Here is a 16620-nt window from a genome sequence, read left to right on the forward strand (position 1 = left end):
CACACTGGCCCGATGCCGCAGCTGATCGCTCCTGACGTCCGCGTCCACGCCTCCTTCCTCGCCGCCATGGACGAGGCCCGCGCCGAGGGCCACGGCGGACCCGACGACGACTCCACCGCGGGGCTCAGCCTGCGCGCGTACGGAGACACCTGGCAGGACCCGGCGGTCTTCGCGCAATACGTCGCCCGCATGCGACTCACCCACGGACCGCGCAGCATCCTGCAGTACGACGTCGCGTGCACGACCCTCTGGTACGTCGACGGGGACGCCTACCTCGGCCGCCTCGCGATCCGCCACCGCCTCACCGAGGCCTGGCTGCGCGACGGGCACATCGGCTACGACGTACGGCCCGGCGCCCGCGGCCGCGGACACGCCACCGCGATGCTCCGCGCCGCGCTCCCGCTTGCCGCGCGACTGGGCGTCGACCCGGCGCTGATCACCTGCGACACGGACAACGCCGCCTCCCGGCGCGTCATCGAGGCCTGCGGTGGAGTAGCGGACGAAGCAGGCGAGGACGACGGGGTGCTGCGGTACTGGGCGCCCACCGGAGCCGGATCGCACACCGGGCGAACCCTCCCTACAGTGGGTTAGGGCCTTTCGTTCGGATCAGGCCAGACCCCGCGAGCCCGGCATGATCCAAACGAAAGGCCCTAGGGGTGACGGCAGGCCACCTCGGGCCTCCCGTTCGGACCCTAGGAGGCGTACCGACATGGACCAAGAGCAGATCCTGGCCCGGATCACGGCGATGGTCGACGACGAGAAGCGGCTCCGCGCGTCGCTCGCCTCCGGCGAGATCGACGGGGCGACCGAGCACGAGCGCCTTGCGGCCGTCGAACGCGAACTCGACCAGTGCTGGGACCTGCTGCGCCAGCGCCGGGCCAAGACGGAGTTCGGCGAGAACCCCGACGAGGCGAGGGCCAGGCCCGAGTCCCAGGTCGAGGGCTATGAGTCGTGACGGCTCAGTCGTGACAGCCCAGTCGTGACGGCCCAGTCGTGACGTCCAGTCGTGACGTCCAGTCGTGACGTCCAGTCGTGACGGCACACCCTGACGGTCTTGCCCTGACGGGTCACCTGCTCGCGGTGAGCCGCTCGTAGGCCGTCACGGACACAGTCACCGTCAGCGCCCCGAGCAGCCAGCCGCCGAGTACGTCCGAGGGCCAGTGCACGCCGAGCCACAGCCGCGTGAGGCCGACGCCGACGACCGACACCACCGCGAGCGTGCACGCTGTGCGCCACAGGACGCGGCCTGCGCCGTAGCGGCCCAGCAGCCAGAGGATCAGCCCCCACACCACCGTCGCCGTCATCGCGTGCCCGGAGGGGAAGGCCGCGTAGTGAGCGGAGTCCACGGGGTCCGTCCACACCGGGCGGTCACGGCCGACGGCCGCCTTGAGGCCCTGCTGGATCAGTGTGCCCACCGCACATGTGGCGGCCACCCACAGCGCGAGCCACCAGGCGTCATGTCTCCATACAAGCCAGACGACGACCACGGCGCACAGGGCGCGCATCGTCCACGGATCCCAGAACCAGTCCGTCAGAACCCGGTTCACCTGCGTCAGTCCGGGATCGTCCACGGCCCAGCGGTGGGCGGTGCGCGCCAGCTCGCCGTCCAGCGTCATCAGTGGTTCCCAGCGCGTTGCCACCGCGATCAGCAGCAGCGCGCTGAGGGCGGCGAGCACCGCCGTCGCGCGTGCGCGCCGCGGATGCCGGGGGCGGGGCGGGGAGTCGACCGGTGCCGGGTGCATGGGGAAGATCCTCACCCATGGACGGCGCCGGCGGCCATCAGGCGGAGCGGACGCGTCCGGCTCCGGCCGTCGGGTCAGCCCAGCGCGCGCAGGCCCGGCACGAAGGTCACCAGGAGCGGCACCACCGGTACGAGGGCGGCCGCCGCGGTCAGGCGCAGACGCCGGGCCGGGGTGAGGCGCCGCGGCGGGGTCAGCAACCGGTTCACGCGCTGTGGCACATGGGCCTGCGGCGTGGGGCAGGGGCCGAACACCCCGCGGTCCTCGTTGAGTTCGACCAGGGCGAGGGCGATGGTCAGGCGCCCGAAGCGGCGTGACGCCATGTCGTCGGCGGCCAGTTCGACGAGCCGGTGCATCTCGTCGCGGAACGCGGCGAAGACCGGAACCTGCGGGAAGCCCGTGGCCAGTGCCCCCGAGCAGTGCAGCAACCAGTCGTGCCGCCACTGCGCGTGACCCATCTCGTGCGCGAGGACCGCGTCCAGCTGGCGGCCCTTGAGGCGGCGCAGGGCGGCCGTCGTGATGACCAGTTGGGGCGCGGCGCCCGGCAGCCACCAGGCGTCGGGGCGTTCGCCTTCGAGGACGACGAGTCGGTCGCTGCCCGGCTCCTCGCCCGGCAACAGCGGGGAACGCACCAGGAGTTCGGCGCGCCGCTGCCTGCGCCCGGCCCCCGAGCGGAAGATCTCCCGGGCGAGCATCGCCGCGGTCCACAGCCCGCCGAGCGCGAGCGTCACGGCCAGCGTCGCCGCCCATCCGCCGGCCGCCCGCAGCGCGTACGCGTCGACGACGGCGTGCGGGGCGGACGCGAACACATGGCCGCGGACGGCCTGCCAGGCGGCGGCCGCGCTCAGCGTCATCGACAGCGCGCAGCACAGGAGGACACCGGCCACCACGCACTGCCACACCCAAAGGGCGACCACCGGCTCGCGCTCCGGCCAGTCGGCCCGCGCGAGAAGGCGCGGGGCGACGACAGCGGCGAGGGTGCCGAGCAGCAGCAGTGCTACGGGGACCGTCATGGCCTCAGCCTATGAGCCGGGGCTACCCGAGGGTACGGGCTGTCGCGTCAAGTGACGTACGCCACGGTTTTGAGCGGGCAGTTGTCCGCAATGGAGCAGTTTCCCCGGCCCCCTGTCCGTGCGGGCTCGCGTCGGCACCTCCAGGGCCCCGCCCGCGCGTCTACATGGTCAGCAGCATCGCGACCATCCCGATGCCCATCGAGAGGCGGCAGGCCCGCGCCAGCTCCGGGCGGTCGCCCCACCCGGACGCCGGCGGGCCGCCCCCGGCCGTCGCCACCGGCACCAGCCGCGCCCCCGACCACAGCACGTACCCCGCGAAATAGAGCAGGAGCAGTCCGGTCACCAGAGGTGCGCCCGCCCCTTCGTGGCCGGCGTGCCCGCTCGGCGCCGCGGCCATCCCCACCGCCATGTACGCCATGGCGAACGTGCCCACCAGGTGGTGCAGGTGGTGCGCGCTCGAACGGGACGCCCACAGCGCGCGCAGCGCCGCCGCCCCGAACACGACCGCGTACAACGCCCAGGCGGCGCGCGGCGGCGTGATCACCGCGGCGGGTATCGCCATGAGCGCCATGCCGAACCCCATGAGGGCCTCGCTGCCCGCCGTGCGGCGCTGCTCCTCGACTCCGCTGCGCATCCGCAGCAGGCAGTACGCCCCCGTCGCCGCGCACAGCGCGACGAGCAGCCAGGCGGCCGAGCCCGGTCCGTGCACGCGAACCTCCCCCAGTCGGACGCCGTACCGCGTCGGGGACGAGATGCCCGTGCGGGGCGGGGCGCAATCGAGCGCAGGGGAGCACTGGGCGCGTTCGGCAGTGCGACCGTGCGCGGGTGGTGCGCGGCCCGCGGCCCGCCGGTCGGTGAGCGGGTGCGGTGACCGGGTGCAGCTCCGGGAGGAAGTTTCCAGGTAAAACACTTGCTAAACTTCTCTGTATGAGCAGCGCGGAAACCCCAACCTCGACCCCGTCCCCGTCCCTGTCACCGTCGCAGTCCCCGTCCAGACCCAGGCTGGTCCGGCGGCTCCCGCTCGCGGGGGTGCTGCGCCTCAACAAGCCGTCCGACATCTGGTTCAAGCCCGCGACGAGCGTCGTCGCGTCCGCGGCGGTGCCGAACCTGACGCTGCTCGCCCTCGGCCGCCTCGACCTCGCGATGTACACGATGGCCGGGTCTCTGTGCGCCCTCTACGCCCACAACCTGCCGTACACGGCGCGCGCCCGTGCCCTCGCCTGGATCGTCCTCGGCATGCTCGCGAGCCTCGCCGTGGCCCTGCTCACCGCCTCGCTCACCTCGTCGGCTGCCGTGCTCGTGGCGGTCGGCGCGCTCCTCGCCGCGGCCCAGAAGACCCTGTGCGACGCGACCCGCATCGGACCGCCCGGCCACCTGATCCTCACCTTCATCAGCTCCGCCAGCCTCTTCGCCCCGCAGACCCTGGGGCAGATACCCGGCCACCTCGCCCTGACCGCCGGTGCGGGCGCCGTGGCCTGGCTCGTCGGCATGGCCCCCGCCCTCATGCGCCCGCACGGCCCGGAGCGGCGCGCCACCGCCCGCGCGCTGAACGCCGCCGCCGCGTACGTGAGTGCCGAGGACGGCGCGCGCGAGCGGGCCAGGGCCGGTGCTGCCGCCGCCGTCCACGCCGCCTGGCAGTCCCTCCTCGCCACCGGCGGCCGCGGCGCCGCCCGCCGCGCCCTGGAGCGCCTCGTCGTGCGCGCCGAGGTCGCCCTCGCCGCGCCCGCCGACACCGATCCGGCGCTCCTGCGCGACTGGGCCGCCGGCCTGAGCGGCACGGGCCCCGTCCCGCGCGTCAACCACGCCCACGCCGGTGGAGTCGACGACGAAGTCCTCGGCATCGAGGCCGAACTCGCCTTCGGCAAGCCGTCGTTGTGGCGCAGGCTCGCCCCCGGCTCGCCTCTCCTGCCGGTCGCCCTGCGCACCGCCGTCGGCTGCGCCCTCGCCGGATACGGGTCACTCGCCCTCGGCATCGGCCGCCCGTACTGGGCCCTGGTCACCGCCGCCTCGCTCTACCAGGCCAACGTCACCCTCACCTGGAACCGCACCGTGCAGCGCGTCGCCGGCAACCTCGCCGGAGTGCTCGTCTTCGCCGCCGTGGTGCCCCTCGCTCACGTCGGCCAGATCTTCGTCGTCCTGTTCTGCCTGCTGTTCAGCTTCGGCGCGGAGGCGTTCATCTCCCGCAACTACTGGCTCGGCAGCGTCTGCGTGACCCCCATGGCGCTGCTGATCACCGAGTTCGCCAGGACACAGGAGGCCGGCGAGCTCATCACGGACCGGGTCGTCGACACCCTCGTCGGGGCGCTGCTCGGCATCGTCGCCGCCGTGATCGTCACCAACCGGCGCGCCGCCGACCACATAGAGCTCGCCCTCGAAGCGACCGACCGCGCCCGCGAGGCCGCGGAGCGCACCCTCGCCGCCCCGCGTCCCGAGCCCGGCGACCTGGAGACCAGGCGCCGCAGGCTCGCCGCCGCCCTCGTCGAACTGCGCGCAGCCGACGACACCGCGGCCGGCGAATGGTGGCAGCGCGCCCTGCCCGAGGAGCGTGTGGTCGCCGCCGAGCAGGCCGGACACCGTACGCTCGCGGCGACGGTACGACGCCGGACGCGGCGGACCGTCCAGGAGACCGACGAGCACAGGGGCGGCACGGACGCCCGGGAGAACACGCGAGCATGACGACACGGAACGGCAGGGCTGCGGCGGACGACACCGTCGCCGCGGTGGTGCGGCAGTGGCAGGCGGTCCGCCCCGACATCGACACCGGGCCCATGGAGGTCATCGGGCGGATCAACCGCTGCGCCGCCCTCCTCCAGCAGGCCGAGGACGCGCCGCTGCGCCGCGCCGGGCTGACCCGCGCCGAGTTCGACCTGCTCGGCGCGCTGCGCCGTACAGGTCACGAACTCACCCCGGGTGACCTCGCGCGGGAGACGTTCTCCTCGGGCGCCGCCGTCACCAAGCGGCTCAAGCAGCTCCAGGAGCGCGGTCTGGTCGGCCGGCGCGGCGACACCCGCGACCGGCGCGTCTCCCACCTCAGCCTGACCGACGCCGGCCGCGAGCTGGTCGACGCGCTGCTGCCCGACCAGCTCGCGTACGAGAAAACGGTGCTGTCCGGCCTCGGTGACGCCGGACAGGGGCAACTCAGTGTCCTGCTGGGCGAGTTGCTCGGTCAGCTCGAAGGGCGCCCGGGTGGTCCGCGCGCCTGACCCCGGGGCTCGATGTGGCCGCCGACCGGGTTGGCCCAGCCGTCCGCCCGGCAACTGGTTCCGGACGCGGCAGCCGCTACTCCGAGGGATCCTCCACGGCCGCCGCGAGCAACCGCCGTGTCTCCGGCTCCACATGGTCGGCGTAGTACTCGTACAGCGCCTCACGGCCGAGCCGGGCGGCGCGCGGGGCGTCACCGGAGCTGATCGCGTCGAGCACCTGCCGGTGGTGGGCGATCGAGCGTTCCATCCAGGCGGCGGCGTCCGTGGCGCCCGCGATCTTCTCCTCGATGACCCCGACCACCGCCTCGTGCACGGCGCGGGCGCACAGGCCGAGCAGGGAGTTGCCGCTCGCCTCGGCGATGGCCCGGTGGAAGAGGGCGTCCGCCTCGCTGAAGGCGTGCAGGTTTCCCGTCGAGGACGCGCCGAGGCGCTCCATCCGGTCGATCTGCTCCCGCATGCGGGCCAGGTCGTCGGCGGTGTGCAGGCGTGCGGCGAGCCGGTTGCTCTCCGCGTCGAGCACCATGCGGAACTGCACCAGTTCGCCGAGGGAGGCGATACGGGAACGGGTCAGGCGGCTCAGTGCCTGGCTGAGGTTGTCGGGGGAGACGCCGAGGACCTCGGCGCCGAGCGGGTCGCCGGGGCGTGAGCGGATCAGGCCCGCAGTCTGGAGCACGCGCAGGGCCTCGCGGACCGTGGAGCGGCCCACGTCGAAGCGCACGACGAGTTCGCGCTCCGCCGGGAGCCGGGAGCCGGGCGGCAGGTCGCCGCTGAGGATGCGCTCCTCGATCTGCTGGGCCACCCGCTGGTAGGCGCGGACCGGCTTCACCGGCTGGAAGAGATCGTCGTCGGGCGCCATGTGCCTCTCCGTGTCGGCCGGTTGCGCCGGAGTGAATCCATGATCCGACCATTGACCCGGGCGTGAACGTGGGGGCAGAGTACGGGAAATCAACTGGTCTGACCAGTCGACTGGCCTCGCGGCCGACCGACTTGGAGGTTCCATGCGTTCCCGCTCAACAGCCCTGTCCGTCCCCGAGACCGACGCCGAGGCGGCGGTCGCCCTCACCCAGGAACTCGTCCGGCTGCGCACCGTCAACGCCGCGGGAGCCACCGAGGTGGAGCGCCCCGCAGCCGAACTCGTCCAGCGGCTCTTCACGGAGTTCGGCTGGAAGTACGAGGTGGTGGAGGTCGTCCCCGGGCGGCCCAACACCGTCGCGGTGGTCGAGGGCGGCGGCGGGGACGGCCCCACGCTGATGTTCGAGGGGCACATCGACGTTGTCACCGAGGGCGACACGGACGACTGGACCGTCGATCCGTACGGCGCCGAGATCCGCGACGGAAAGCTCTGGGGCCGCGGCTCGGCGGACATGAAGTCCGGTGTCGCCGCCATGATCTACGGCGTCCGTGCCCTTCAGCTGGCCGGCCCCTTCCCCGGCCGGATCGTCGTCGGCGTGCTCTGCGACGAGGAGGGGCTGATGCTCGGCGCGAAGGCCTTCGCCGCGTCACCGCTCGCCCGCGAGGTGGACGGCGTCATCGTCTGCGAACCCGAGGGCTACGAGGTGTGCACCTCGGCGCGCGGCGGGATCCGCCTCCGTCTCGACCTGCACGGAGTGATGGCCCACGGCGCCATGCCGCAGGAGGGCCGAAGCCCGATCGTCGCCGGCGCCCGCATCGTCGAGGCGCTCGCCGCGGTACAGGAGTGGGCCGAGGAGCGCTACGGCGAGCACCCGCACGCGGGCCGCGTCACCGTCACCCCGACCGTGCTCCTCGGCGGCGACCCCGACCAGCTCAACGTCATCCCCGCGCACGGCGTCGTCGGCATCGACGTACGCACGATCCCCGGCACGGACCACGCCGAACTCATCGACCGTGTAAGGGAGTTCGCGGACCGGGCGGCCGCCGGGGTCGGAGTGGCCGTCGACGTCACCGTCGTCGACGACCGGCCCGCCATCGAGATCCCCGAGGACCACCCCGTGGTCACGGCGCTGGTCGACGCACACCGCCAAGTACACGGCGAGGCACCGCCGTTCGGAGCCGTGCCCGGCACGACCGACGGCACGATCCTGACCCGCGACGCAGGCCTCGCCACCGTCGTGTACGGCCCCGGCGGCAAATGGATCGCCCACCAGGCCGACGAGTACGTCGAGGTCCGCGAGATCGCCGAGTACACCCGCGTGTACGCGGCCGCCGCACAGGCCTTCCTCAACGCCCGTACGGACGAGGGAGCGGCACGATGACGTATCCGCGAGAACTGCCCGCGGGCCTGGCGGTCGGGGACGCCTGGCTGCCCGCACCTTCGCACCAGCCTGTCGTCTTCCCCTACGACGGGAGCGAGTTCGCCTCGGCGCCCGTCGGTGACGTGGATCTCGCGCGGCGCGCCGTCGAGCACGCTGCCGGGATCCGCAAGGAGGTCGCTGCCCTGTCGGCGCGGGTGCGGCGGGACGTCCTCGCGGGTGTCGCGGCCGACCTGGAACGCGTCTCGTCGCGGATGGCGGAGCTGCTCGTCCTGGAGACCGGGAAGCCGCGCGTCGACTGCGACATCGAGATGCAGCGCGCCGCCGCGACCTGGCGCGCCGCCGCCGACGAGGTCGCCCACCTGCACGGCGAGACCGTCCCGCTGGACCTCCAGGCCTCCGGCGACGGCATGTTCGGGTTCTGGACGCGCAGGCCCGTCGGGGTCGTCGTCGGCATCGCCGGCTTCAACTACCCCGTACTCCTCGCCTCCCACAAGATCGCCCCGGCCCTTGCCGCGGGCTGCCCCGTGATCGTGAAGCCCGCACCGGCGACCCCGCTCGCCACCCTCTGGCTCACCCACCTCGTCCGCGAGCGCCTCGCCGCGGCACAGGCGCCGCCCGGGGCCGTCCAGCTCGTCACCGGGGACACCGAGGTGGGCCGCACCCTCACCACGCACCCCGACGTCGCGGCGGTGTCCTTCACCGGCTCCGCCACGGTCGGCCATCTCATCGCGCGCGACGCGGCGCCCCGCAAGGTCGTCCTCGAACTCGGCTCCAACGCGGCGCTCGTCGTCGCGGCGGACGCCGACCTCGACGCGGCCGCCGACGCCGTGGCCCGCGGCGGCTACTACGCGTCCGGGCAGGCGTGCATCTCCGTCCAGCGGGTCATCGCCGTCGAGGAGATCGCCGGCGCCCTGGAGAAGAAGATCGCAGAACGGCTGCCCGACGTCGTGGTCGGCGACCCGCGCGACACCGGAACCCGCGTCTCCGCCCTCATCGACGAAGCCGCCACCGAGCGCGTCCTCGACTGGATCGGGCGGGCCAGGGCGGCCGGTGCCCGGGTCGTCGCGGGCGGCGGCCGCACGGATACGAGGTGCCTCGCGCCGACCCTGCTCGCGGACGTCCCCGACGGCGAACCCGCCTGGGACGAGGAGGTGTTCGGGCCCGTCGTGTGCCTGCGCGCGGTCCCCGACCTCGACGCGGCGTACGACCTGGTCAACGCCGGCCGGTACGGGTTGCACGCGGCGGTCTACACCCGCGACCTCGGCGCCGCGTTCCGCGCGGTCGACGCGCTCGACGTCGGCGGCGTCGTCATCAACGAAGTCCCCGGCTACCGCAGCGACATCGCCCCCTACGGCGGCGTCAAGGACTCCGGCACCGGACGCGAAGGGCCACGGTTCGCCATCGAGGAGCTGACGGTCACGCGGATGGCCGTCATCCGCCCCTGACCGATCACCTCAACAGAGAGAAAGGCAGCACCACTTCATGGACTACGCCAACCTGTTCCGGCTCGACGGCCGCCGGATCGCTGTCGTCGGCGGCGCGGGCGGCATCGGCCGTGAGGCCGTCCGCGCACTCGTCGCCCAGGGCGCCGACGTCGTGGTCGCCGACCGGGACGAGAAGGGCGCCGAGCAGACCGTCGCCCTGGCCGGCGCGGACACGGACCGGTCCGGTACCGCCTGCGCGTACGCCCTCGATGTCCTCGACCCCGAGGCGGTCCGCGCCGCCGCCGACGCGTGGGGCCCCCTCGACGCGCTCGTCGTCACCGTCGGCGCCAACGTCCGCAAACGCATCGCCGACTACACGCTCGACGAGTTCGACCGCGTCATCGCCCTGAACCTGCGGGCCTACGTCAGCCTCGTCCAGGCGTTCGCCCCCGGCATGGCGGAGCGCGGTCGCGGCAGCATCGTCGGCTTCGCCTCCATGCGGGCCTTCCAGGTGGAGCCGGGGCAGAGCGTGTACGCCGCGTCGAAGGCCGGCCTCATCCAGTTCCTGCGCACCGCCGCCGCCGAATGGGGCCCGCGCGGCGTGCGGTTCAACGCCGTCGCCCCCGGCGTCGTCCGTACCCCGCTCACCGACCAGATCGCCGCGGACCCCGCCTGGTACGACGCCTACGCCCAGGCCTCCGCGCTCAAGCGCTGGGCCCGTGCCGACGAACTCGCCGGTGCCGTCGCCTACTTGGTCTCCGACGCTTCGACGTACGTCACCGGCAGCGTCCTGACCGTCGACGGCGGCTGGACCGCGGTCGACGGCCGCTACGACCCCGCGCTCTGAACAACCCGCCGCCCTTCCCCCCTCCCCAAGGAACTTCATGTCCCCCACAGGCGAAGCCGCCGGCCGCTCCCCGGAGCCGGACCCGAGCGAGGCCGACCCCCTCGAAGGACTCCCCACCCTCGGCGGCCAGGCCCGCCGCTCCCTCTGGATGCTGCTCGTGCCCGTCGTCCTCTACGGCTCCGCGCCCTTCGTCGCCAACCGCATCGAACCCCGCATCCTGGGCGTCCCGTTCCTGCTGGCCTGGGTCATCGCGGCCACGGTCATCAGCCCCGTCGCCATCTGGCTCGTCGCCCGCTTCGACCCGGCGTACCGCACCGGCGCCGTCGAACCCGTCCCCGCCGACGAGGGAGGCACCCGATGAGCGGCTCCGCAGCCGTCGCGACGACCGTGTTCGGCCTGGCCATGGTCGCCACCATCCTGATCGGCGTGCTCAGCGCGCGCGGCCGGTCCAAGGGCCTCGCCGAGTGGTCCGTGTCCAGCCGCGGCCTCGGCGTCATGTTCATCTGGCTCCTGATGGCCGGCGAGACGTACACCAGCTTCTCGTTCCTGGGGACCGCCGGCTGGTCGTACTCCTTCGGCGCGCCGATCCTCTACCTCGTCGCCTACCTCACCGTCGGCTTCGCCGTCGCCTACATCGTCGGCCCCGCCCTGTGGACGTACGCCTCCCGGCACAGCCTCATCTCGATCGCCGACATCGCCGAATTCCGTTTCCGTTCACGGCCGTTGGGGATCCTCGTCGCCGTCGTCGGGACCGTTTTCCTCGTGCCGTACATCCAGGTGCAGATCCAGGGCATGGGCGTCGTCGTCAACGCGATGACGTACGGGAGCGTCGACCTGCACGTCGCCGCAGTGATCTCGTTCGTCGTCGCCGAGGTGTTCATCCTCGTGTCGGGGCTGCGCGGCTCCGCCTGGGTGAGCGCGCTCAAGGACGTCCTGGTGATCCTCGCGGTCGTCTTCCTCGCGGTCTACATCCCCATGCACTACCTCGGCGGATTCTCCGACTTCATGCAGCGCATGGTCACCGAGAAGCCCGAGTGGCTCACGTTCCCCGGGCACGCGTCCGGCGGGCGCAACGCCGCGTGGTTCCTGAGCACCGTCGTCCTGAATGCCGTCACCATCACCATCTTCCCGACCACCGTGGCCGGTTACCTCAGTGCGAAGAGCCCCAACGCGCTGCGGCGCAACGCCCTGCTGCTGCCCTGGTACCAGCTGCTCCTGTTCGTGCCGATGATGGTCGGCGCCACGGCGCTGTTCGTGCTGCCGACCCTCGGCAACCCCGACCTCGCCCTGTTCAGCCTGGTCACCGACTCGCTGCCGTCGCCCGTCGTGGCGGTCATCGGCGTCGCGGGCGCCCTGTCGGCGATCGTGCCGATGAGCGTCTTCATGCTGTCCATCGGCACCCTGTGGGGCAAGACCGTCCTCGGCGGCGGCAACGGCTCTGACCCGCGCCACCCCCGGCCGGACGTCACCCACGACCACGACCTGCGCACCAAGCGCCTCTCGCAGGCGGTCTGCGTCCTCGCCGGCCTGGTCGCGCTCGGCGGCAGCCTCTTCTACCCCAACACGCTCGTCCAGCTGTCCGTCCTGTCGTACGAGGGCCTGGCCCAGCTCGTGCCCGTCGTGCTGCTCTCCCTGTTCTGGCGGCGGATGACGGCACGCGCCGGGATCTCCGGCATGCTCACCGGACTCGCCGTGATGACGGCGCTGTGGGCCACCGACAACGACCCGTGGCACGGGGTCAACGGCGGCATCATCGCGCTGGCCGCGAACCTCGTGGTGACGTTCGCGGTCACCCGGCTCTCACCCGGCACACCGGCGGCCCCGCGGATCCCCGCCCATGGGCGGACCGCCACGGCCCCGGCCGGCTCGGCGTCCCCGGCCACGAAAGGACTCCGATGATGATGGCGGTGACATACCGGTGAACACACGAACAGTCACGGACTTCGAAGTCCCCGGACTCGCCGAACCCGTCGAGATCCTCGTCGACCGGTGGGGCGTCCCCCACCTCTATGCGGAATCCCAGGACGACCTGTTCCTGGCGCAGGGCTTCAACGCGGCCCGCGACCGCCTCTTCCAGCTCGACCTGTGGCGCCGCCGCGGACTCGGCCTGCTGTCCGAGGTGTTCGGCGGGCAGTATGTCGAACACGACCGCGCCGCCCGCCTGTTCCTCTACCGCGGCGGCATGGCCGAGGAGTGGAGCGCGTACGGCGAGGACACCGAACAGATCACCACGGCGTTCGTGAACGGCATCAACGCCTACGTGTCCCTGTGCCGCCGCGACCCCGCCCAACTCCCCCCGGAATTCGCCGCATTGGGATACGAGCCGGCGTACTGGGAGACCTCGGACGTCGCCCGGATCCGCAGCCACGGGCTCCAGTACAACCTCCACGACGAGGTCGCCCGCGCCCTCACCCTGCGCGACCACGGCACCGGCGTGGAGGACCTGCGCCGCCGCCGCGAACCCGCCCCGCACCACCTCACCATCCCCGAAGGCCTCGACCTGAGCGTCATCCCGGACGACGTGCTGCGCGTGTACGACCTCGCGACCGTCCCGCCCTGGCCGGACGCCGCCGCCCTCCAGGGCATCGACGGCTCCAACAACTGGGTGCTCGCGCCGTCCCGGACCGCCACCGGCCGCCCCATCCTCGCCAACGACCCGCACCGCGCGGTCACCCTGCCCGCCCTGCGCTACATCGCGCACCTGACCGCACCCGGCATCGACGTCATCGGCGCGGGCGAGCCCGCCCTGCCCGGCCTCTCCATCGGCCACAACGGGAACATCGCGTTCGGCTTCACGATCTTCCCGATCGACCAGGAGGACCTGTACGTCTACGAGACCGAGCCCGGCAATCCCCGCGCCTACCGCTACCGAGGCCGCTGGGAACCCATGACCCGCGTCACCGAGACCATCCCGGTCAAGGACGGGGAACCGGTCGAGGCCGAGCTGTGGTTCACCCGGCACGGCCCCGTCACCCACGAACACCCCACGCGGGGCGCCGCGTTCGCCGTGCGCGCCGCGTGGCTCGGCCCCGGCATGGCGCCCTACCTCGGCAGCACCGGCTACATGCGAGCCGAAGGCCCCGACGCGTTCCTCGCCGCCCTGCGCCGCTGGGGCGCGCCCGGCGAGAACCAGGTGTACGCCGCGCCCGACGGCACCGTCGGCTGGCGCCCCGCGGGCCGCGTCCCGGTCCGCCCGAACTGGGACGGCACCCTGCCCGTGCCCGGCGACGGCCGCTTCGAATGGGACGGCTTCGTCGACGCCGACGCGCTGCCCGCCGAACGGGACCCGGACCAGGGCTGGTTCGCCACCGCCAACCAGATGAACCTGCCGTCCGGCTACCCGAACGACCGCGACACGGTCACCTACGACTGGTACGCCCCCACCCGCCACCGCCGCATCGCCGAGGAGCTCGACGCGCGCGCGGACTGGACCGTCGAGGACTGCGTACGCCTCCAGACCGACACCGTCAGCCTGCCCGCGCGCCGCATCGTGCCGCTGCTCGCCGATCTGACCAGCGACGACGCGCGGGTCGCGGAGGCCATCGGACTACTGCGCGACTGGGACGCCGACATGGCCGTGGGATCAGCAGCCGCGGCGCTCTTCGAGATGTGGTACCGCCGCCATCTGCGCCCCGCCGTCTTCGACCGGGCCCTGCACGGCCTCGCCCCCGAGGCCGAACGCGCGGCGGCCCTCGCCCGGATCCTGCCGCCCGACGACCCCACCTCTGACCCCCGCGTCGACCTGGACCTGCTCACCGGGGCGCAGACGGCCCTCGACCCCGGCACGCTGCTCGCCACCCTGGCGGCCGCGGTTTGCGAACTCTCCGCTCTCCTCGGCCCCGACCCGGCCGCATGGACCTGGGGCGCGCTCCACCACGCCCGCGTGTTCCACCCGTTGACCGCGCTCCACGACGGACCGCAGCCGCCCTGGGCATCCGTCGGTCCCGCTCCGCGCGGGGGCAGCGGCGACACGGTGGGCGTCGCCCCGTACGGACCCGACTTCCGCCAGACGACGGGCGCCACCTTCCGCCTGGTCGTCGACGTCGGCTCCTGGGACGACTCGGTTGCGATGAACTCGCCCGGCCAGTCAGGGAATCCGGACAGCGAGCACTACAGCGACCTGTTCGCCACCTGGGCCGCCGACGGCTCCTTCCCGCTCCTCTACAGCCGCGAGCAGGTGGAGAAGCACACGGCGCGGACAATCACCCTGCGACCGCCCGCGCCGGCCGCCACTCAGGACCCGACCGGGAGATAGTCCACGTCACTGGCCCTGTCACCAGCCCTCGACATGCGCCGTCACCATCGCGCGCACTTCCTCCGGCGTCAGATACGCGTCCGTCTTCTCGAAGTCCTTCATCGTCGCGGGCCGCTCCGACTGGAACCCCGTACGCACGAAGTCGTCACCGGCGACCGCGTTGAGCCCCCAGTTCGCCGCCGTACGGAACCGGGCCGTCCCGGTGCGCAGCGCACCCAAGTGGTAGGCCCGGGCGACGACCTGGGCGGGCAGCCCGGTCAGCTGCACGCCCAACGGCTTGGACACAGCCTGAATGCCGCCCAGGTCCACCACGAGCCCCAGGTCCTTGTGCCGGTACGGCGTCAGCGGCAGGCCGTGCAGCGCGGCGGCCACGTTCTTCGCGGCGGCCCAGCCCTGCCGCATGGCGTGCTGCGCGGTCGGCGGGCAGATCGCGTCGGCGCCCTTCTCGAGGTCCGGCACGGCGGCCGCGTCACCGAGCGCGAACACACCGTCGAGCCCCGGCACCGTCAGATCCGGCTCCACCACGATCCGGCCCCGGTTCGTCTCCGCATCGAGCGTCGCGATCAGCGGACTCGGCGCGACACCCGCCGTCCAGATCAGCGTGCGGCACGGCAGCACCCGGCCGTCCGTGAGCGTCACCGTGTCCTCGGTCACCTTCGCCACGGACACCCCGAGCGACACATGCAGCCCGCGCCGCTCCACGATCGACAGGGCCTTCTCGCCGAGCCGGTCGCCGAGTTCGGGCATCAACTTGGGCGCGATGTCGACGAGATGCCACTTGATCTGCGCCGGATCGAGCCCTCGAAGACGCTTGGCGGCGGCGGTGGTCAGGCGCTGCAGATAGGCGGCCGTCTCCGTGCCGGCGTACCCGCCGCCCACCACCACGAACTGCAGCCGCGACTCCCGCTCGGCGGGGTCGGTGCTGGCCGCGGCCAGGTCGAGCTGCGAGATGACGTGGTCGCGGATCCAGGCCGCCTCCGCCAGCGTCTTCACGCCGACCGCGTACTGGTCCACACCCGGGATGTCGAACTGCCGCGTGACGCTGCCCGGCGTCAGGACCAGGTAGTCGTAGCGCTCCACCACCGTCTCGCCGTTGATCTTCCGTACGACGACGGCCTTCGCCTCGGGGTCCACGCCCACCGCGCCGCCCGGCACGATGCCGGTGTGCCGCAGCATGCGGCGCAGCGGAACGGCCACCGACTGCGGAGTGAGCACGCCCGAGGCGACTTGGGGGAGCAGCGGCAGGTACAGCTGATGGTCGAACGGACTGACCAGCCTCAGCTGCGCCTCGCCCGGCTTGAGGATCTTCTCCAGCTTGTGCGCGCACTCCATGCCGGCGAATCCGCCGCCGACGATCAGGATCCGAGGAGCTGCCATGTGATGTCTCTCCAGGGTCGGGCTCATCCGGACGCGAAGGGGCCGTCTCCGGCCGTCCCGCCCATACTCTGCCGCGCGCAGGTGCCGCGCACGCCGAACGGGTTCTTCCGCTCGCGTACCCCGGAACCCGCTCCTTCAAGGCCGGTAGCGCAACGGATGGTCCTCGGGTACTTCGGTGATCACGATGTGCACGCCGTCCGGGTCCGAGATCCACATCTCGATCAGCCCCCACGGCTCCCTGACCGGCGGCCGGAGCACCTCGACGCCGCGCGCCGTCAGCTCCTCGTGCGCGGCCGCCGCGTCCGCGACCTGGAGCCACAGCTGGAGCCCGGGCGACGGCGGTGCCTCCGAGCGGCCGGACACCTCCAGGAAGCCGCCCCCGAGGAAGTAGACGGTCCCGCGCTCGGGCCCCGTCCCGAACTCCCGGTACACGGCAAGACCGAGCGCCTCACCGTAAAAGGCCCGCGACCGCTCCGGATCGGTGGGGCGAAGAAGCGTCCTGCTGCTCAGTACGTGAACCATGCCAAC

Annotated in this window: 16 protein-coding genes; 10 read left to right on the forward strand and 6 right to left on the reverse strand. The window is 72.8% G+C overall.

Annotated elements, in window-relative coordinates; all coding sequences use genetic code 11:
* The first annotated feature begins 12 nt into the window (after positions 1-12).
* A complete protein-coding gene (locus tag OHA58_RS32525) occupies positions 13-591 on the forward strand; it encodes a GNAT family N-acetyltransferase (protein WP_405483187.1) in 579 nt (192 codons plus the stop codon).
* 118 nt (positions 592-709) lie between these two features.
* On the forward strand, positions 710-955 hold the full coding sequence (locus tag OHA58_RS32530; protein ID WP_356288891.1) for a DUF2630 family protein: 246 nt from the start codon (positions 710-712) through the stop codon (positions 953-955).
* Positions 956-1067: 112 nt separating this feature from the next.
* Here OHA58_RS32530 and OHA58_RS32535 read toward each other — a convergent pair whose 3' ends face one another.
* From OHA58_RS32535 to OHA58_RS32545, 3 genes are all read right to left on the reverse strand, one after another.
* Positions 1068-1742, reverse strand: a complete 675-nt coding sequence (locus OHA58_RS32535; protein ID WP_405483189.1) for a phosphatase PAP2 family protein — start codon at positions 1740-1742, stop codon at positions 1068-1070.
* 74 nt (positions 1743-1816) lie between these two features.
* A complete protein-coding gene (locus OHA58_RS32540; RefSeq protein WP_405483191.1) occupies positions 1817-2752 on the reverse strand; it encodes a M56 family metallopeptidase in 936 nt (311 codons plus the stop codon).
* A 160-nt stretch (positions 2753-2912) separates the two neighbouring features.
* Positions 2913-3461, reverse strand: coding sequence for a DUF5134 domain-containing protein (locus OHA58_RS32545; RefSeq protein ID WP_405483193.1), 549 nt, complete (start codon positions 3459-3461; stop codon positions 2913-2915).
* A 218-nt stretch (positions 3462-3679) separates the two neighbouring features.
* Here OHA58_RS32545 and OHA58_RS32550 point away from each other — a divergent pair, with 218 nt between their 5' ends.
* Entirely contained in the window at positions 3680-5428 is a 1749-nt protein-coding gene (locus OHA58_RS32550; protein WP_405483195.1) for an FUSC family protein, read from the forward strand.
* Positions 5425-5955, forward strand: coding sequence for a MarR family winged helix-turn-helix transcriptional regulator (locus tag OHA58_RS32555; RefSeq protein WP_405483197.1), 531 nt, complete (start codon positions 5425-5427; stop codon positions 5953-5955). The genes OHA58_RS32550 and OHA58_RS32555 overlap by 4 nt, the downstream gene beginning before the upstream one ends.
* A 76-nt stretch (positions 5956-6031) precedes the next feature.
* Here OHA58_RS32555 and OHA58_RS32560 read toward each other — a convergent pair whose 3' ends face one another.
* Positions 6032-6811, reverse strand: coding sequence for a FadR/GntR family transcriptional regulator (locus OHA58_RS32560; protein WP_405483198.1), 780 nt, complete (start codon positions 6809-6811; stop codon positions 6032-6034).
* Positions 6812-6953: 142 nt separating this feature from the next.
* Here OHA58_RS32560 and OHA58_RS32565 point away from each other — a divergent pair, with 142 nt between their 5' ends.
* Genes OHA58_RS32565 through OHA58_RS32590 form a run of 6 tightly spaced genes read left to right on the forward strand, consistent with a single transcriptional unit; the run spans position 6954 to position 14715 of the window.
* Positions 6954-8189, forward strand: coding sequence for a M20 family metallopeptidase (locus OHA58_RS32565; protein WP_405483200.1), 1236 nt, complete (start codon positions 6954-6956; stop codon positions 8187-8189).
* Complete coding sequence (locus OHA58_RS32570; RefSeq protein WP_405483202.1) at positions 8186-9634, forward strand: aldehyde dehydrogenase family protein; 1449 nt, start codon at positions 8186-8188, stop codon at positions 9632-9634. Before OHA58_RS32565 ends, OHA58_RS32570 begins: the two co-directional genes overlap by 4 nt.
* Before the next feature lie 37 nt (positions 9635-9671).
* Positions 9672-10460 (forward strand): SDR family NAD(P)-dependent oxidoreductase, encoded by a 789-nt coding sequence (locus tag OHA58_RS32575; RefSeq protein WP_405483204.1) that lies wholly within the window; start codon positions 9672-9674, stop codon positions 10458-10460.
* Between the two features lie 37 nt (positions 10461-10497).
* Positions 10498-10821, forward strand: coding sequence for a DUF3311 domain-containing protein (locus tag OHA58_RS32580; RefSeq protein ID WP_405483205.1), 324 nt, complete (start codon positions 10498-10500; stop codon positions 10819-10821).
* Positions 10818-12359: a sodium:solute symporter gene (locus OHA58_RS32585; RefSeq protein ID WP_405483207.1), complete on the forward strand. Its 1542-nt coding sequence runs from the start codon at positions 10818-10820 to the stop codon at positions 12357-12359. The genes OHA58_RS32580 and OHA58_RS32585 overlap by 4 nt, the downstream gene beginning before the upstream one ends.
* A 19-nt stretch (positions 12360-12378) precedes the next feature.
* Positions 12379-14715: a penicillin acylase family protein gene (locus OHA58_RS32590; protein ID WP_405483209.1), complete on the forward strand. Its 2337-nt coding sequence runs from the start codon at positions 12379-12381 to the stop codon at positions 14713-14715.
* Positions 14716-14733: 18 nt separating this feature from the next.
* On the opposite strand, the gene OHA58_RS32595 is transcribed toward OHA58_RS32590, so the two are convergent.
* Positions 14734-16092, reverse strand: a complete 1359-nt coding sequence (locus tag OHA58_RS32595; RefSeq protein WP_405483211.1) for an NAD(P)/FAD-dependent oxidoreductase — start codon at positions 16090-16092, stop codon at positions 14734-14736.
* Positions 16093-16227: 135 nt separating this feature from the next.
* Complete coding sequence (locus OHA58_RS32600) at positions 16228-16614, reverse strand: VOC family protein (protein WP_405483213.1); 387 nt, start codon at positions 16612-16614, stop codon at positions 16228-16230.
* Positions 16615-16620: the final 6 nt, after the last annotated feature.

It is taken from the genome of Streptomyces sp. NBC_00009 (assembly GCF_045040855.1).
GTDB lineage: Bacteria > Actinomycetota > Actinomycetes > Streptomycetales > Streptomycetaceae > Streptomyces > Streptomyces aureus.